The organism is Maricaulis sp. ABE4_448 (assembly GCF_056160825.1).
The window spans coordinates 62,513-77,792 of record NZ_JBSWXX010000005.1; the positions used below are offsets into that span (position 1 = coordinate 62,513).

General features: G+C 63.6%; 12 protein-coding genes. 6 read left to right on the forward strand and 6 right to left on the reverse strand.

Features of this window, described 5'->3' with window-relative positions; genetic code table 11:
* Nucleotides 1-6 precede the first annotated feature (6 nt).
* The 4 genes from ACXAJV_RS14095 to ACXAJV_RS14110 are packed head-to-tail and all read left to right on the forward strand — an operon-like array spanning nucleotide 7 to nucleotide 4,666.
* The gene (locus ACXAJV_RS14095) at nucleotides 7-1,128 is read left to right on the forward strand and encodes a TRAP transporter substrate-binding protein (RefSeq protein WP_475086070.1); all 1,122 of its coding nucleotides are present in this window, start codon (nucleotides 7-9) and stop codon (nucleotides 1,126-1,128) included.
* 5 nt (nucleotides 1,129-1,133) lie between these two features.
* Complete coding sequence (locus tag ACXAJV_RS14100) at nucleotides 1,134-1,913, forward strand: TRAP transporter small permease subunit (RefSeq protein ID WP_475086071.1); 780 nt, start codon at nucleotides 1,134-1,136, stop codon at nucleotides 1,911-1,913.
* Between the two features lie 4 nt (nucleotides 1,914-1,917).
* Entirely contained in the window at nucleotides 1,918-3,513 is a 1,596-nt protein-coding gene (locus ACXAJV_RS14105) for a TRAP transporter large permease (protein ID WP_475086072.1), read from the forward strand.
* 28 nt (nucleotides 3,514-3,541) lie between these two features.
* A complete protein-coding gene (locus ACXAJV_RS14110; protein WP_475086073.1) occupies nucleotides 3,542-4,666 on the forward strand; it encodes an AI-2E family transporter in 1,125 nt (374 codons plus the stop codon).
* Between the two features lie 439 nt (nucleotides 4,667-5,105).
* Here the strand turns inward: ACXAJV_RS14110 and ACXAJV_RS14115 are convergent, their stop codons facing one another.
* The 6 genes from ACXAJV_RS14115 to ACXAJV_RS14140 all read right to left on the reverse strand — a co-directional run bounded on the left by ACXAJV_RS14115 (nucleotide 5,106) and on the right by ACXAJV_RS14140 (nucleotide 10,951).
* On the reverse strand, nucleotides 5,106-6,125 hold the full coding sequence (locus ACXAJV_RS14115; RefSeq protein ID WP_475086074.1) for a M48 family metallopeptidase: 1,020 nt from the start codon (nucleotides 6,123-6,125) through the stop codon (nucleotides 5,106-5,108).
* Between the two features lie 3 nt (nucleotides 6,126-6,128).
* Nucleotides 6,129-6,680, reverse strand: a complete 552-nt coding sequence (locus ACXAJV_RS14120; RefSeq protein WP_475086075.1) for a LemA family protein — start codon at nucleotides 6,678-6,680, stop codon at nucleotides 6,129-6,131.
* 46 nt (nucleotides 6,681-6,726) lie between these two features.
* Entirely contained in the window at nucleotides 6,727-9,003 is a 2,277-nt protein-coding gene (gene parC, locus ACXAJV_RS14125; RefSeq protein WP_475086076.1) for a DNA topoisomerase IV subunit A, read from the reverse strand.
* Nucleotides 9,004-9,076: 73 nt separating this feature from the next.
* A complete protein-coding gene (locus tag ACXAJV_RS14130; RefSeq protein ID WP_475086077.1) occupies nucleotides 9,077-9,583 on the reverse strand; it encodes a hypothetical protein in 507 nt (168 codons plus the stop codon).
* Nucleotides 9,584-9,634: 51 nt separating this feature from the next.
* A complete protein-coding gene (recO, locus tag ACXAJV_RS14135) occupies nucleotides 9,635-10,363 on the reverse strand; it encodes a DNA repair protein RecO (RefSeq protein ID WP_475086078.1) in 729 nt (242 codons plus the stop codon).
* 114 nt (nucleotides 10,364-10,477) lie between these two features.
* Nucleotides 10,478-10,951, reverse strand: coding sequence for a hypothetical protein (locus tag ACXAJV_RS14140; RefSeq protein WP_475086079.1), 474 nt, complete (start codon nucleotides 10,949-10,951; stop codon nucleotides 10,478-10,480).
* A 230-nt stretch (nucleotides 10,952-11,181) separates the two neighbouring features.
* Between ACXAJV_RS14140 and ACXAJV_RS14145 the strand changes: the two genes are divergently transcribed.
* Nucleotides 11,182-11,838, forward strand: a complete 657-nt coding sequence (locus tag ACXAJV_RS14145; RefSeq protein ID WP_475086080.1) for a hypothetical protein — start codon at nucleotides 11,182-11,184, stop codon at nucleotides 11,836-11,838.
* Nucleotides 11,835-15,272: a hypothetical protein gene (locus ACXAJV_RS14150; RefSeq protein WP_475086081.1), complete on the forward strand. Its 3,438-nt coding sequence runs from the start codon at nucleotides 11,835-11,837 to the stop codon at nucleotides 15,270-15,272. The genes ACXAJV_RS14145 and ACXAJV_RS14150 overlap by 4 nt, the downstream gene beginning before the upstream one ends.
* Nucleotides 15,273-15,280: the final 8 nt, after the last annotated feature.

Below are 15,280 nucleotides of genomic sequence, written 5' to 3' on the forward strand. Positions count from 1 at the left end.
AGAGACATGGATCGACGCACATTCATCAGCGGCGGCGCCGTCGCCGCTGCGACGGTGGCCACTGCCTGCGGGGAGACGGGGCAGGAGAACGCGGCCGGACCGGCCGCACCGGCCGTCAATCGCGGTGTGAAACGCCTGCGCATGGTGACGACCTGGCCGGCCAATTTCCCCGGCCTGGGCACGGCCGCCAACAATGTCGCCGCCTATATCAACCGCATGTCCGGCGGTTCGCTGGATGTGCGCGTCTATGCTGCCGGCGAGATCGTCAGCGCTTTCGAGGCCTTCGATGCCGTCTCCGAAGGCACGGCCGACATGTATCACGGCGCGGAATACTACTGGCAGGGCAAGTCGCCGGCCTTCAACTTCTTCACCGCCGTGCCGATGGGCATGACCGCCTACGAGATCATGGGCTGGGTGGAATATGGCGGCGGCCAGGCGCTGTGGGACGAGCTCGCCGGCCAGTTCAACATCAAACCCTTCCAGGCCGGCAATTCCGGCCACCAGATGGGTGGCTGGTTCAAGCGCGAAATCAACACGCTGGACGATTTCCGCGGTCTGCGCATGCGGATACCGGGCCTCGGCGGCAATGTGCTGCGCGAGCTGGGCGGCGCGGCCGTCACCCTGTCCGGCGGCGAGATTTATCCGGCGCTGCAGAACGGCACGATCGACGCCACCGAATGGGTCGGCCCCTGGAATGACCTCGCCTTCGGTTTCTACCGCGAGGCGCCTTATTATTACGGCCCGGGCTTCCACGAGCCGGGCTCCTGTCTGGGCGTCGGCATGAACCGCACCGTCTGGGACGAGCTGGCCGACGATCACAAGGCCATCATCCAGTCGGCCTGCCTGGCGGCCAACAATCTCTCCCTCGCCGAATTCCAGCACCAGAACGGCATCGCGCTTGACGTGCTCGTCAACGAGCACGGGGTCGAGCTGCGCCGCTTCTCTGACGAGATCTGGACCCGGATCGGCGAGATTTCCGAACAGGTCGTCGCCGATACCGGCAATGCCGATGCGATGACGCGCCGCGTCTATGAGAGCTATCTGGATGCGCGCAACAAGATGCGCCAGTGGGGCCGGGTTTCCGAAATGCCCTACATGGTCCAGCGCGAACGCGTGCTGGGCGGCTGACGCCCATGCGCCCCGGTGACCGCCTGATCCTGGCCGTTCTGGCCATCATCATCGTCCTGACCGCACTGGATGCCGCCACCGGCGGCGCCATTGCGGGCTGGGCCAATACGCACCTGGCCGGCTGGGCACAGGCGCTGGGCGGCTGGCTGATGCGGATCGGGCTCTTCATTACGCCCATCCTGCTGCTGCCACTGGTCACCGCGCTGATGGGGCGTTTCCTGTCGGTGCCCGCCGGGGCGTGGAATTTCGAACGCAGCCTGATCGGTATTCTCGACCGCATCACCTTGACGATCGGCGGCGCAGCGCGCTGGTTCGCCCTGGGGCTGGTGGTCGCCACCGCGGTGATCGTGATCCAGCGCTATGTCTTCGGCTATGCCTCGACCAAGCTGCAGGAGAGCGTGATCTACATGCACGCCCTGCTCTTCCTGCTCGCTTCGGCCTCGGCGCTGCTGAATGGCGGCCATGTGCGCGTCGACGTGATCTATGAAAAGCTCGACGAGCGCGGCAAGGCCTGGACCGACCTGATCGGCACCTATCTCGCCCTGATGCCGATGAGCTTTCTCATCCTGTGGTCCTCGACCGGCTATATGAATTCCACCTGGCGCATCCTCGAGCAATCGCGCGAGAGCGACGGTCTGGCCTTCGTCTTCCTGCTGAAGACCGCCATTCCGGTGTTTGCCATCATGATGATCCTGCAGGGTTTCTCGATGGCCGCCCGCGCCGCGATGATGATCGGCAAGGAAACCCCGCCACCCCTGCCCGATACGTTCAAGGGCGAGGTCTGACGCCATGAGTTTCTTCGTCGAGATCCTGCCCTTCCTGATGTTCATCGCCGCCTTTGCGGCGCTGCTGCGCGGCTATCCCGTCGCCTTCACCCTGGCCGGCGTCGCCCTGGGCTTTGCGCTCCTGGGCATCTCCATGGGCCTGTTCGACCCGATCCATTTCCGCGCCTTCCCGCAGCGCATCTACGGCAATCTCATGGAGATGGACCGGCAGATCCTGGTCGCCGTGCCGCTTTTCGTCTTCATGGGCGTGATGTTGGAGAAATCGCGCATCGCCGAGGAATTGCTCGAAGCGATGGGCGCGCTGTTCGGCACGCTGCGCGGCGGGCTGGGCATTTCCGTCATCGTGGTCGGCGCCCTGCTCGCCGCCTCGACCGGCATTGTCGGCGCCACCGTGGTGACGATGGGCCTCTTGTCCCTGCCCACCATGCTCAAGCGGGGCTATGACCCGGCGCTCGCCGCCGGCTCGATCGCCGCCTCCGGCACGCTGGGCCAGATCATCCCGCCCTCCATCGTGCTGGTGCTGCTGGGTGACCAGATCTCCAACGCCTACCAGGAAGCCCAGCGCGCCCAGGGCATTTTCTCACCCGACATTGTCTCGGTCGGCGACCTTTTTGCCGGGGCGCTGATCCCGGGCCTGATGCTGGTCGGGCTCTACATCGCCTACCAGATCGTCATGGCGATCTGGAAGCCGGAAAGCGCGCCTGCCGCCCCGGCGAGCGAAGCCCATGCCGATTGGGGCGCCATCCTGCACGCCCTCCTGCCGCCGCTGGCACTGATCATCGCCGTGCTCGGCTCGATCCTCGCCGGACTGGCCACGCCCACCGAAGCCGCCGGTGTCGGCGCTGTGGGGGCCAGCTTCATTGCCGGCGCGCGCAATGCCGGCCGCGACGGCAATCCGCCGCTGGGCCAGCTGGCCAGCTATGCCGGTCTTCTCGCCCTGATCGCGCTGATCGGCCTGGTGGTCATCGCCAATATCGGCTCGGACAGCCGGGTCTATGTCACCGATCTTGGCACGCTGGGCGGTGTCGCCGCCGGTGCGCTGGTCACCCTCACCCTGCTGGGCGCCGGCTGGAGCCTGTGGCGCCTCAAGCGCAATGGCGTGCTGGACGAGGTGATGACTTCCACGGCGACCATTTCCGCCATGGTCTTTGTCATCCTGATCGGTGCCTCGCTCTTCTCGCTGATCTTCCGCGAGCTGGGCGGCGACGAAACCGTGCAGGCCGCGCTCGAGGCCGTGCCCGGCGGCGTATTCGGCGCGCTGGCGGTGGTGATGCTGGTGATGTTCGTCCTCGGCTTCTTCCTCGACTTCATCGAGATCACCTTTGTGGTGGTACCGATCGTGGCGCCGATCCTCTTGATGATGGGGGTCGATCCGGTCTGGCTGGGCGTGCTGATGGCGATGAATTTGCAGACCAGCTTCCTCACCCCGCCCTTCGGTTTTGCGCTCTTCTATCTGCGCGGCGTGGCGCCGAAAGCGGTGAAGACGACCGACATCTATCGTGGCGCCATCCCCTTCGTGATCATCCAGCTGCTGGCGATCCTCGCCGTTGCGGCCATGCCCTGGCTGGCCACGGCCCTGCCAAACTGGCTTTATGGCTGAGCAAGCCTGACGTCCGACAGGAGAGTGCATGTCACCGCGCCGCAAGTCCGAACTCCAGCGCATCTTCATCGCGGCGCTCGCCCTCGCGATCACAGTGGTGTTCGCCTGGATGATCCGCAATTATCTCGCCGCCCTCTTTCTGGCCGGCGTCGCGACGCTCTTCCTGGGCGGGCCGCATGACTGGCTCTCCGCCAGGCTGGGCGATCGCCGCGGTCTGGCGGCCGGCCTGATCGTCGCCGCCACAATCCTGACCTTCGTCGTCCCTGCCGCCATCCTGATGGGCGTCGTCGCCGACCAGGCCATCGACGTCACCCAGATGGTCTCGCCCTGGGTGCAGGAACAGGTCGCCCAGATCCGCGATGACGGGCTGTACGGCCTGCCCGACTGGATGCCCTTCCGCGACGCGATCATCCAGTACCAGGCGACCATCACTGCCCAGCTGGGCAATCTGGCCGGGACCGTCGGGCGCCTGCTCGTCTCCAGCCTGCGCGCCGGCACGGGTGGTTTCCTCGTCGCCACGCTGAACTTCTTCATTCTCGTCTACGCGCTCTATTATTTCCTGCAGACAGGCCGCGAGACTGCCCGGCAGGCCGTGGGGCTTCTACCGATGACGAAAGAGGGCCGCGAGATCCTGCGTGAACGTGCGGTCTCGACCATACGCGCGACGGTGAAGGGCTCCTTCCTGATCGCGCTCGTCCAGGGCGCGCTGACCGGTATCGGCCTGTTCGTGGCCGGCGTTCCGGGATCGATCTTCTGGGCCGCTGTCGCCGCCCTGCTCTCGATCATTCCGATGATCGGCCCGCCGCTGATCTGGATCCCCGCCGCCATCTGGCTGCTGGCAACGGGGCACCCCGTATCAGGCGCCGGCCTGGCAATCTGGGGGACGGTGGTCGTCGGCACATCCGATAACCTCCTGCGGCCCGTCCTCGTCGGCAAGGACGCCAAGATGTCCGACCTGATGGTGCTGATCTCCACCCTGGGCGGGCTGACCCTGTTCGGCGCCGTCGGCATCATCATCGGCCCCGTCATCGCCGCCCTCTTCACCTCGGTCTGGTTCATTTTCCGCGAGACGTATTCCGGTCTGCTGGAGGAGGAAGCTGAGGAGGAAGAGCCGGCGGAAACCGGAAACAACACGCCTACGGAAGCGCGGTAGATATCGTTCTCTCGCACCGGCCGGGAGAAATTCGCGCTTATCCTTCTCCCCCGTCGGGGAGAGGGCTGGCCTGGCTGACAATCGGAAAAACTTATCCCCACCCCCTCGGACCGGCCGCATAATCAGCCCGTCTTCGCACCACTCGAGGCCCGGACCGGTTATCCGGGGGTGCAAAGAGTACGGAGCTTGTCCGCGCCTGCCGGGTTGACCACGGCAGGCTCCGGCGAGGCCATCGGCAGGGACGACCGGCAAAAAGCTCGACCGGACCGTCCCCGCCGGTTTCGAGACGGGGCCCGCAAGGGACCCGGGTAAATCTCCGTGTGCGGGATGCCTCCGGCGCCACTCACACAAACACATAACACTCCGGCTCCGGCCGGCATCCCGCACGCCCTCATACCGCCAGGCGAAACCGCCGTGGCGCCATACCCGCTTGAAAAGGCTAGATTTCGGGGACGCTCGACCGGCCCAGAGACGGCGTGCCGCCGGCATATGTCACCAGCATCTCGATGCGTTTGGGGATGGGCGGATGGGTGGCGAACAGGCCCATGAAGCCGGTCTTCGGGTTCTCGATGAACATCTCGCGCACCTCGTCGGGTGCCTGTTCGATCTCGGCATGGCCGGAAATCTTGTTCAGCGCCGCGATCATCGCATCGGGATTACGGGTCAGTTCGACTGCACCTGCATCCGCCATGAACTCACGGCGCCTCGACAGCGAAAAGCGGATCACGATGGCCAGAACATAGGCGATCACCAGGATGGCCAGCGCCGCCACGATCACCAGCCCGCCCGAACGGCCGCCGGAGCGGCGATCGCCGCCCGAGCGCAGACCGAACCAGAAAATCCGCCGGAAGACGATCTCGGCGACAAAGGAGATGATCCCGACGAAAATGATGGCGATCACCAGCAGGCGCACATCCTTGTGCCGGATATGCGAAAGCTCGTGCGCCAGCACGGCCTCCAGCTCGGCATCGTCGAGCCGCTCGACCAGGCCGCGCGTCACCGTCACGGTGTACTGGCCCTCGCGCAGGCCGGACGCATAGGCATTGAGCGCCGGTGTCTCGATCACCGCCAGGTGCGGCATGGTGAGACCGCGGGAAATGCAGAGGTTTTCCAGGAGGTTCCAGACGCGTGTCTCCTCCTTGCGGGAGACCCGCCGTGCCCCGGTCGCGGCATTGATCATGGACTGGTGGAAAAACCAGGCGATCACGAACCAGATCGCGGCAAGGCCCAGCGACCAGGCCGCAATGCCCGGCAGGCGGGCCAGTTCGGCGGCAATGAGATCGGGCTGGGCACCCTTGCCGGCATAGCCGCCGGCAGAAGGGTCTGCCAGGCCGACGGTGAGCCATGTCACCGCCAGCCCGAGCAGGACCAGAAGGATGGGAAACCCGGCCAGTAGCAGGACGGATTTCAGATTATTGTTCCAGATATGGGAGCGAAGTCCGGTCGCACCCAGGAACATGGCCTAGAACTGCACCTTCGGGGCGGCACGTTCGGCTTCGCCGACTTCGAAATATTCGCGCTGCTTGAAGCCCATCGAGCCGGCAATCACGACAGCCGGGAATTGCTCGGTCGCCGTGTTGTACTCGTTGACCGCATTGTTGAAGAAGCGGCGGGCGGCAGCGATCTTGTTCTCCAGGTCCGCCAGCTCGTTCTGCAGCGACAGGAAGTTCTGGTTGGCCTTGAGGTCCGGATAGGCTTCGGACAGGGCAAACAGCTGGCGCAGGGCGCCGGAGAGCATGTTCTCGGCCTCCGCCAGGCCTTTCAGCGAGTTGGCATCGATGGCCTGCTGGCGCGCCTTGGTGACGTTTTCCAGCGTGTCCTTTTCGTGCGCGGCATAACCTTTCACCGTCTCCACGATATTGGGCACCAGATCGTGGCGCTGTTTCAGCTGCACATCGATATCGCCCCAGGCCTGGTTACATGTCTGCCGCAGAGCGACGAGACGGTTGTAGACCATCACCAGGAAGATACCGATGCCGATCACAAGGATCAGAAGGATAATACCGGCGTCCATATGTCGTCTCCTGTCGGCAGGACGTTGAATGACTTTCGAGACTTACCTATTCCGCCTTCGCCTGTGAAGCGAGGAATTCCGAGCCGCGCGGCGCAAAGCGGAGCGAGCGCGGGAAGCCGCGCGGCGCCATCTTGCCGGCCTGCGCCCGTTTGGCGGTCCACAATTGCCAGTCTTCCAGATTGAAACGGCGCCCGGCGCCATCGAGCCAGGTCAGCCCCTCTTCCGCCGAGAACGTCGTGGCATCGGCGAGACGCGCACCCTTGCCGCCCATCAGCCGCACACCCTTGCCGCGCGACATCTGGGGAATTTCCTCCAGCGGGAAGACCAGGAGTTTCTTGTTCTCGCCGATCAGCGCGCAGCTGTCGCCCATGGCCGGGATGCACAGCAGCGCCTCGTCACCCGCCATCAGGTTGAGGATCTGCTTGCCGCCCTTCTTCATGGCGACACAGTCCTTCTCCTGGATGCGGAAACCGGTATTGCCGGTCGAGGCGACCAGAAGCGTGCGTTCCGGATCGTATTTGAACAGGCCGATCGGCGCGGCATCCTCGGGCAGGTCGACATGAAGCCGCACCGGTTCGCCATGACCGCGGCCGCCCGGCAGTTTGGAGGCTTCCAGCGTGTAGAACTTCCCGTCCGTCGCGAACATCAGGAGTTTGTCCGTCGTCTCGCACTTCACGGCGAAGGCCGAACGATCGCCCTCCTTGAACTTCAGCTCGGTGACGTCGTTGATATGGCCCTTGAGCGCGCGCACCCAGCCCTTCTCGGACAGGACGGCCGTGATCGGTTCGCGCACCACGAAGGCCTCGATCGGTGCATCGCCGGCAATGTCCGGCGCCTTGCCGAAAGCCGAGCGGCGGCGGCCCAGCGGCGTGGATTGCGCATAATAATCAGCGACCTCGCCGATCTCCTGCCCCACCTTCTCCCACTGGCGTTCCGTGGAGCCGATCAGCTCCTTCAACACTTTGCGTTCGCCGCGCAGGGCCTCGTCTTCCTTGCGGATTTCCAGCTCTTCCAGCTTGCGCAGGGCCCGCAGGCGCATGTTCAGGATGGCTTCGGCCTGACGCTCGGTCAGCGAGAAAGTCTCGATCAGCTTGGCCTTGGGCTCGTCTTCGAACCGGATGATCCGGATCACCTCGTCCAGATCGGCATAAACGATGAGATAACCGGCCAGCACTTCCAGCCGGTCCTCCACCTTTGCCAGGCGCGTCTCGGCCCGGCGCACGGCGACCTCGCGGCGATGCTCCAGCCAGATCTGCAACACGTCCTTCAGCCCGATCACCCGCGGTGTGCCGGTGGGATCGAGCACATTCATGTTCAGCGAAATGCGGGTTTCCAGATCGGTGAGCTTGAACACCGACTCCATCAGCATGTCCGGATCGACGAGCTTGGATTTCGGCTCCAGCACGAGGCGGATATCCTCGGCGCTCTCGTCGAGAATATCGTCCAGCAAGGGGAGTTTCTTGGCGTCCATCAGCTGGGCGATGCGTTCGACCAGTTTGGACTTCTGGACCAGGTAGGGGATTTCGGTGATCACCACGCGCCACATGCCGCGGCCGAGATCTTCCTTCTCCCACTTGGCGCGAACGCGGAAACCGCCGCGGCCGGTCTCGTAGGCCTCACGGATCGATTCCGGCGACTCAACGATCGTGCCGCCGGTCGGGAAATCCGGGCCCTTCACATGTTTCAGGAGCGCGTCGGTTTCGGTTTCCGGATTGTCGATCAGCGTCAGTGCGGCCGCACAGATCTCGGCGACATTGTGCGGCGGGATCGAGGTCGCCATGCCCACGGCGATGCCGGTCGAGCCATTGGCCAAGAGGTTCGGGAAGGCACCGGGCAGGACCAGCGGTTCGCTTTCGGACCCGTCATAGGTCTCCTCGAAATCCACCGTGCCATGTTCGATATCGCGCAGCAGGAGTTCGGCGGCCTTGGTCAGGCGGGCTTCGGTGTAACGCATGGCGGCTGCGCCATCGCCGTCGATATTGCCGAAATTGCCCTGCCCCTCGACCAGCGGATAGCGCGAGGCGAAATCCTGAGCCAAACGCACCAGCGCCTCATAGACCGACTGGTCGCCATGCGGGTGGTATTTGCCGATCACATCGCCAACCACGCGGGCCGACTTCTTGAAGGCCTGGTCCGGGTTCAGCTTCAGCTCGCGCATGGCGTAGAGCAGACGCCGGTGCACCGGCTTCAGCCCGTCGCGTGCGTCCGGCAGGGCCCGCTGGGTGATCGTGGAGAGCGCATAGGCGAGATAGCGCCGCGACAGCGCATCCTCGAACTTCTCCTCGATAATGTGCCCGCCATCCGGATCGAAATGATCGCCCATGCCTCAACGCCTCGTGATTCGTATCCGGTCAGTATAGCCGACACGGCTGGCGAGGCAGGCCGGGAGCGCAGGATTAGCTGTGGGGAATGTGGGCCTGACTACGAACGAGATCGGTGATCTCCTGGTCGCTCAACCCTGCCTTCAGAAAGACTTTCCGAGCAGCCGCGACAATATGAGAATCAAACTCGCCAGCAAAGCGAAGCACAATAGCTTCGCCGACAAGCTCCAGCATGCCTCGCTGCCGGAGCATTTCGAATCCTTGAGAACGGCTTTCGCTCAAAGCCCAGTCCTCCAAGGTTTTCTTCTCTCCGACACGTTCAATTTTCTGCCGGGTGCGTGAAAGGCGGGTGGTTTTCCCGCGTTCCTCTTTCAAAACAGCCTCGAACGCGTGGATTGTTTGCCAGAGAGCATGCTCAACAGTGCCTGGTTGTACCGAAGGCAAAACAGCTATCAGCTGGCGGAAGGCGGCGTTTTCCACGTCTTGTGCCCCGGCGCGTTTTGCATTTTTGACCCACATCTCAAGCTTGACCGGATCTCTGCAATCTCTGATTTTTTCTATAATTTCCGAATGTTTCGACATAGCGCTCCCCATCGGAGCACAAAATACATGCTCAGCCAGTTTTTGTCCTAATCACAACCGCCCCATCCGCTCCAGCTCCGCGATCACCCGGCTACGCGCTTCGGGCAATTGCTTGTCGACGGGCCAGAGCACGCGGCGTTCGAGGAAATAGCCGGTCAGGTCCAGCCCCTTGGCGATATCGCCTTCGGCAATCTCGCCGGAGCCGCGCATGAAGCCCGGCAATTCCAGCAGCTTGGCCGCATAGGGCGCTGCCTCCTCGCGGCACACGGCGCGGCCGGTGCGTGGCGAGACATGGCTGAGATCATCGGTCTCGCCGGTCACGGCGCATTTCTTGAGATCGAGCCCGTAGCCCAGATCCGACAGCACGCCCGCCTCCCAGCGCACATAAAGTGCCGGCCAGAGGTCCTCGTCCTCGAAGGCGGACAGCAGGAGCTCGAACCCGGCATGCACCGCCGGATGCGCCTCGCGCTCCGGCAGCGCCATCACGGCCAGTGCACAGGCTGCATTGAGACCGGCGAGCGCGGCCCGGTCCTCCATCACGCCGCCGGCGCCGAGATGGTCGGCCTCGACCTGGAACATGCCGAGATGCTCGGCCAGCCTGGCACGCCAGCTCACCATCACCTGATTGCCCGGCTGCAGCACGGGGCGCATGGCCCGCGACCGCGCGCCCTTGACCAGGCCGGCATGCCGACCCTGGCTCTCGGTCAGGATTTCCACGATGGCACTTGTCTCGCCATGCGGCCGCACAGCCAGGACAATGCCCTTGTCACGCCATTCCATCGCGCGGTTGTAGGTGAGTCTGCCCGCAGCCGCATCCGGCAAATGCCCGCAGCCGGTGCGACGGCTTGCGCCCTCCCCCGCTCATTCAGGATAAACCGGCGGCCCTGCCGGCCGTTATCCAGCCAGATCCAGTCTTACCGGTACGCCCGGCGCCAGACGGCCATCCTCGAGCTCGAAGGTCAGGATCACAGCCGACTCGGATCTTTCACCGTCGAATATGTCCACATAGAGCACGCTCAAACTGCACGCCCCGGACGGGCTCTCGCAGCTATCAACCAGTTCTGCATGATTGGGGCCGCCCCAGTCGTCCGCCGCCGTCGGCAGCGATCCGAACAGGCTCGCCAGGACACCCGGCAGGGTATGCGAAAGCCCCTGCGCGTCGAGCACGCCAATATAGTCCGGGCCCACAAACTCGACGGGATGATCGGCACCGGCGAGAATCAACGCCTCGAGTACCTGCGCGCTGAGCATTTCGTCCGCAGGCGCTTTCGGATCCGCATCCTGGGCGGAGACTGGATTGGCCGCAATCAACGCAAAAAGTGCAGAAGCCGCAGCCGTCAGCGCTCCTCGCATAGACAAGTAAGACATGATTTCCATCCGCGTCGGTTATCCGGGTCTCGGGTCAGGTTTTTAGCAACCAGCCAGGACCGAGCACAGGACAGGTCCCGGCCCAGGCAAGCCACCTTATCTGACTCAATCTTAGGCCGTGCCACGCGTGCTGCAAGCCCAATCGATGGACTGATTTCCGGCGCACTCGCCTTTGACTTGTATCCCCCTTTCCGGCTGTTAGTCTTGCCGCGCACAATCGGGGGGCACTGATGGCGGCGCTGGACAAAGTTCGTCCCGCACTGACGGGATTACTCGCGGCTTTTTTGGTGGCGTGTGGCTCGGGCGATGAAGCATCGGAGGAGGACGCACCGGGAATCGAGTCTACCGATGTCTCGCCCTTCCCCGGGACAGAAATGCCGCCCGACCTCGCCCCGCTCCCACGCCCGCAAGTACCGCTTGAACCGGATCAGGAGCCTGCCCCCGGCAAGTTTCCGGACCCGGTCGACGTCCGCGCAATCCCCGCCCCCGACACAGAAGCCACCCCCGCCACGGAGGCCACGCCTGTCTCCGATGGCATGACGGTTGAGACCCTCAGCACCCAGGCCGCGCGCCCGCCCTGTGGCGGGTCCACGACATGTCAGAATGCAGGATCGATTTCCGGCGCCCATGGTCAGCCAGCCATTGATATTTACTACGACCCGGAACGCAATGACGCCATTGTCCGATGGGGCAGCGCCCTGAGCGGCGTTATCGCGTGCGCCGACGAGGGCGACACGATCACTGCCTGCGTCGGGGCGGCGCCGTTTGAACAATCCTGCAAGGATGAGTTTGACCGCCTGTCCGCACTGGCTGACGAGCTGGCCGCTTTCGATGCCGTGTTCCTCACTGAAGGCAGTCCGTGCCGCCCGCAGGAGGGTCAGCCATGAACCGCAAGCTGGCAGTGTTCACCTTGGTCGCGACGGTCGGGCTGGGACTGGCGGCCTGGGACACCCGCGTGATCGCCGGTCACCCCTGGATGTCGATCTATCAGGAAGCCCCGTCTTCGAGCCTGCCTGAACACACCAGTGTCAGCGATGACACATTCGACTATCTCGACCCGACGGGTGATTTGCGCCGGCTGTTCGGCCGGGGCGGCAGCGCGACCCTGGACGTCGTCGATCTCAATGCCAGCCATTTCCGGGCCGATGAAATGTCCGATACGGCTCGCGCAGGCGATGATCCGGAGACCGCTGTCGAAGAACGCCGCATCCCGCCGCCCGGGCATTTTGCGGGCCTTCCGGACTATAGTTTCGCCCTCTATGACTGGCTGAACAAGAACACGACTTGTCCTGCCTTCCAGTCCTCCACCTACACCTCGCGCTGCCATGAGTTCGCCGGTTGGCTCGGAGGCCTGAACTCGGTCCATTTCGGGTCCCAGGCTACCGAGATGTACGCGCATCATCACCGCAATGCACTTGCTCTCGCCGGACGCGCCCGCGAGATGCGCGACGCCATGACCGATACCGAGCGCGAGCTCTATGCGGATGAGTTGAAAGAGGCGGAACTTCTGGCGCTCGCCTATGAGGGGTACGCCCAGCATTTCCTGCAGGACCGATGGGCGATCGGTCATATGTGGGAGCGATGGGATGCGCCCGACCCGCAGCAGATGCCGGTGTCCCTGCCGCAACACCTCCTGATCGGCGGACTGGCCGGGCTCATCCACGGCGCGGAAGCCCTGGTCAATCAGCATCGCTGGATGGAAGCCCTGCTGACCCGGGCCGATCCCATGTCCTCGCCGGTGGCCGGTCTGGGAAATTTTGCCGTGCCGATGCAGTATCGCCATGTGTCGGAAGACGCTGACGGCCCGCCCACCTCCGGGATCGGAGATGAGCGGTTCCAGGATGCCCTGGACAATAATTTCAGCCTCAGCAGGTATTCGCCCGGCGCGACCGATCAGATGTTGACTGTCCCGACCCAGTTCGCGGGAATGCGGGAATGTGCCGGCGCGGGCTGGGCGGAGGTCATCCGTGCACTGGGTCCGAACGAAGCCGGCGGTTTTGGCGTGTATCAAGCCCCGCTTTCGGCTTCAGCGCCGGACTTTGCGGTGATCGAACAGGATGATTGCTGGAATATGTGGGCCACCAATGAGTCGATGATGATCGGCCTGTTGGGCCCCAACCCGGAACGGTCTCTGGCCTTGATTTCGACCGCCGACTTTCTTGTCTCCCTGGGCGAAACACCCGGAAGCACCAGCCAGGCTGTCGGCGATCGGGCGGAGCTGGTGGCCTATGCGACGCGTCTCTGGCTCTATGGCCGCGAAGACCCCGACGGCACGCAGGTCGCTCGCGGCGAAATGACATCATTCGCCCACAGCCTCGCGAGCCTGCTCGGTCAGGAAAACCTGTCCAATCCCAATACGGTCTGGGAGTTTCAGGAAGGCGGGGCCTATGAATTGCCCAGCTATGTCGAGCCGGTCGGGCTGACCAGCGAGGCCGCTGACTGGACGATCCCGGCACTGCCTGAAAGAGATGTGCGCGGCCGGGATATCCAGACCCTCTACGGCGCCTTCACGGGCGCGCAATCCGACTATTGGTGCGAGAATCGCGATGTTTTGCGGGAATTGCGCGCCGAGCCGACCCCCCACAATCGCCAACTGTGCGAGCGCTTGGCAGGGCGCATGTATCAGGGCACCCATCCCGGCTATGCCGGCCCCAATGCCCGGGAGCGCGAATTTCAATCCAGCCCCGTGCGCTCGATCTGCCAGATCCGCGATGCAGGTGTTGAATCGGATCAGGTCGATGATCCCGACAATCCCTACTGGCTCGACCAAGGATATGTGCCGTCAGACCCGGCGCGGCAATCGCATCAACCCCGTTTCACCGGCGAGGATGCCGTCGCAAATTGGTGTGCCCGCGCGCCCGTCATCACACTGGTCGACGAACCTGAAGAACGCGATCGGAACACCGCCGCCCTCCTCTATGTCGGCGACAGCCAGCTCACCCTGAATGGATATGATTTCGGCGACCAGCCGGGACGGGTCCTGGCCGAACCTGTCGGAACGGGCCGCCCACGCCCGCTCGAAACGGTCATCAGCTGGAGCAACACGCAGGTTGTCGTGGATGTCTCCGGGTATGACTGGGAAAGCGGCGACACCTATGCCCTCACACTTCTGCCAGCCAATGAAAGCAATCGTTGGACACGGGGCTCGAGTGTTGGCGAGGCGTATCTGAGAGTGCGTGCCCCCCTCGCGATCGAAACCGTCACACTGGACCTCGGTGGGCGCGGTCCCTGCATGACAGACATCCCGGACTTCGACATCGTCAATCTGTCGCAATCGATCACCCCCGACATGACGCCGGACGAGATCAAGGACGTCGCTGACACGTTTTCAGCGGACATAGCGCGGGTGCGCGACTTCTACGCGACACAACTGGTTTGCATGCGACAACTCGCGTCGGAGCGCACACAGGACTTGCAGGATGGCGCTGTTGATCTGCGCGCCGGTCTCATCATTGCGAGACGCGGTGACTACTACCTCCCGATCTTTCTGAATGAAAACTGGGCTGCCGAATGGGTGTTCAACCCGCCGCCGCATGACTTGTCGGACATGTATTTGTGGCAGGATATCTACGCGACCTATATCGAACAGCTGCAGGGATCGAGCCGGTTCCTTGAAGGCGCTGACATGGTGGTTCAGGCTTGGGCCCTCGCCAAAGCGTCAGACCCACCGTTGGAACGGAATGGCACGGACCTCTCCACCTTGATGTCGTCGGCAACGAGCGTCCGGCAAGTGCTTGATCAGGGCTTTCAGGAGAGCCCGGAACGCCCTTCGACGACCACCCCCGGCATGCCGGATGAGGTGATCTCCGCGTTGCAGCAGCTTTCCTTTTTCGAGACGGGCTTTGAATTGGAAACCATTGGTGATGGCGTGCTGGCCAATACCGAAGAGACGATGAGAGGCCTGCGCACATGGACACAGGTGCAACATTCCCTGACTCAAATGGCCTTGCCGCAACTCGCGACAGAGATGGGCTATATGCGAAATGAGGCCCAGCGAGCGCTGGACAGCGCACTGGACGCGTACACGCCGGACGACTGCCAGCGCCTGATGAACATACCGGGTTGCCAGGTCTTTACGGGCGCGAGCATCGATCTCGAACGATATCGCGAGCTAAGCAATTGGATATCGTCACTGAGCGGCGACCTGACTGGACCTGGAGTGCAACAGCTCAGCCTGTTGAGTGGCTTCTTCGAGACCGAGAACGGACACCAACGTGCCCTGCTCAACTGGCCGTCGGAAGAATCCTATCAAGCCGCGATCGCCGGCCCGGGCCACGATGGCCCGCAAATCGCCAGGCCGCCGATGGGCGGTCCGAAATAGAAGGCCGC

Coding starts and splice junctions, on each gene's coding strand:
- ACXAJV_RS14110 (WP_475086073.1), top strand. CDS start 3,542: ATGTCACCGCGCCGCAAGTCCGAACTCCAGCGCATCTTCATCGCGGCG.
- ACXAJV_RS14120 (WP_475086075.1), bottom strand. CDS start 6,680: ATGGACGCCGGTATTATCCTTCTGATCCTTGTGATCGGCATCGGTATC.
- ACXAJV_RS14140 (WP_475086079.1), bottom strand. CDS start 10,951: ATGTCTTACTTGTCTATGCGAGGAGCGCTGACGGCTGCGGCTTCTGCA.
- ACXAJV_RS14095 (WP_475086070.1), top strand. CDS start 7: ATGGATCGACGCACATTCATCAGCGGCGGCGCCGTCGCCGCTGCGACG.
- ACXAJV_RS14115 (WP_475086074.1), bottom strand. CDS start 6,125: ATGTTCCTGGGTGCGACCGGACTTCGCTCCCATATCTGGAACAATAAT.
- parC (WP_475086076.1), bottom strand. CDS start 9,003: ATGGGCGATCATTTCGATCCGGATGGCGGGCACATTATCGAGGAGAAG.
- ACXAJV_RS14100 (WP_475086071.1), top strand. CDS start 1,134: ATGCGCCCCGGTGACCGCCTGATCCTGGCCGTTCTGGCCATCATCATC.
- ACXAJV_RS14105 (WP_475086072.1), top strand. CDS start 1,918: ATGAGTTTCTTCGTCGAGATCCTGCCCTTCCTGATGTTCATCGCCGCC.
- ACXAJV_RS14145 (WP_475086080.1), top strand. CDS start 11,182: ATGGCGGCGCTGGACAAAGTTCGTCCCGCACTGACGGGATTACTCGCG.
- ACXAJV_RS14130 (WP_475086077.1), bottom strand. CDS start 9,583: ATGTCGAAACATTCGGAAATTATAGAAAAAATCAGAGATTGCAGAGAT.
- recO (WP_475086078.1), bottom strand. CDS start 10,363: ATGGAATGGCGTGACAAGGGCATTGTCCTGGCTGTGCGGCCGCATGGC.
- ACXAJV_RS14150 (WP_475086081.1), top strand. CDS start 11,835: ATGAACCGCAAGCTGGCAGTGTTCACCTTGGTCGCGACGGTCGGGCTG.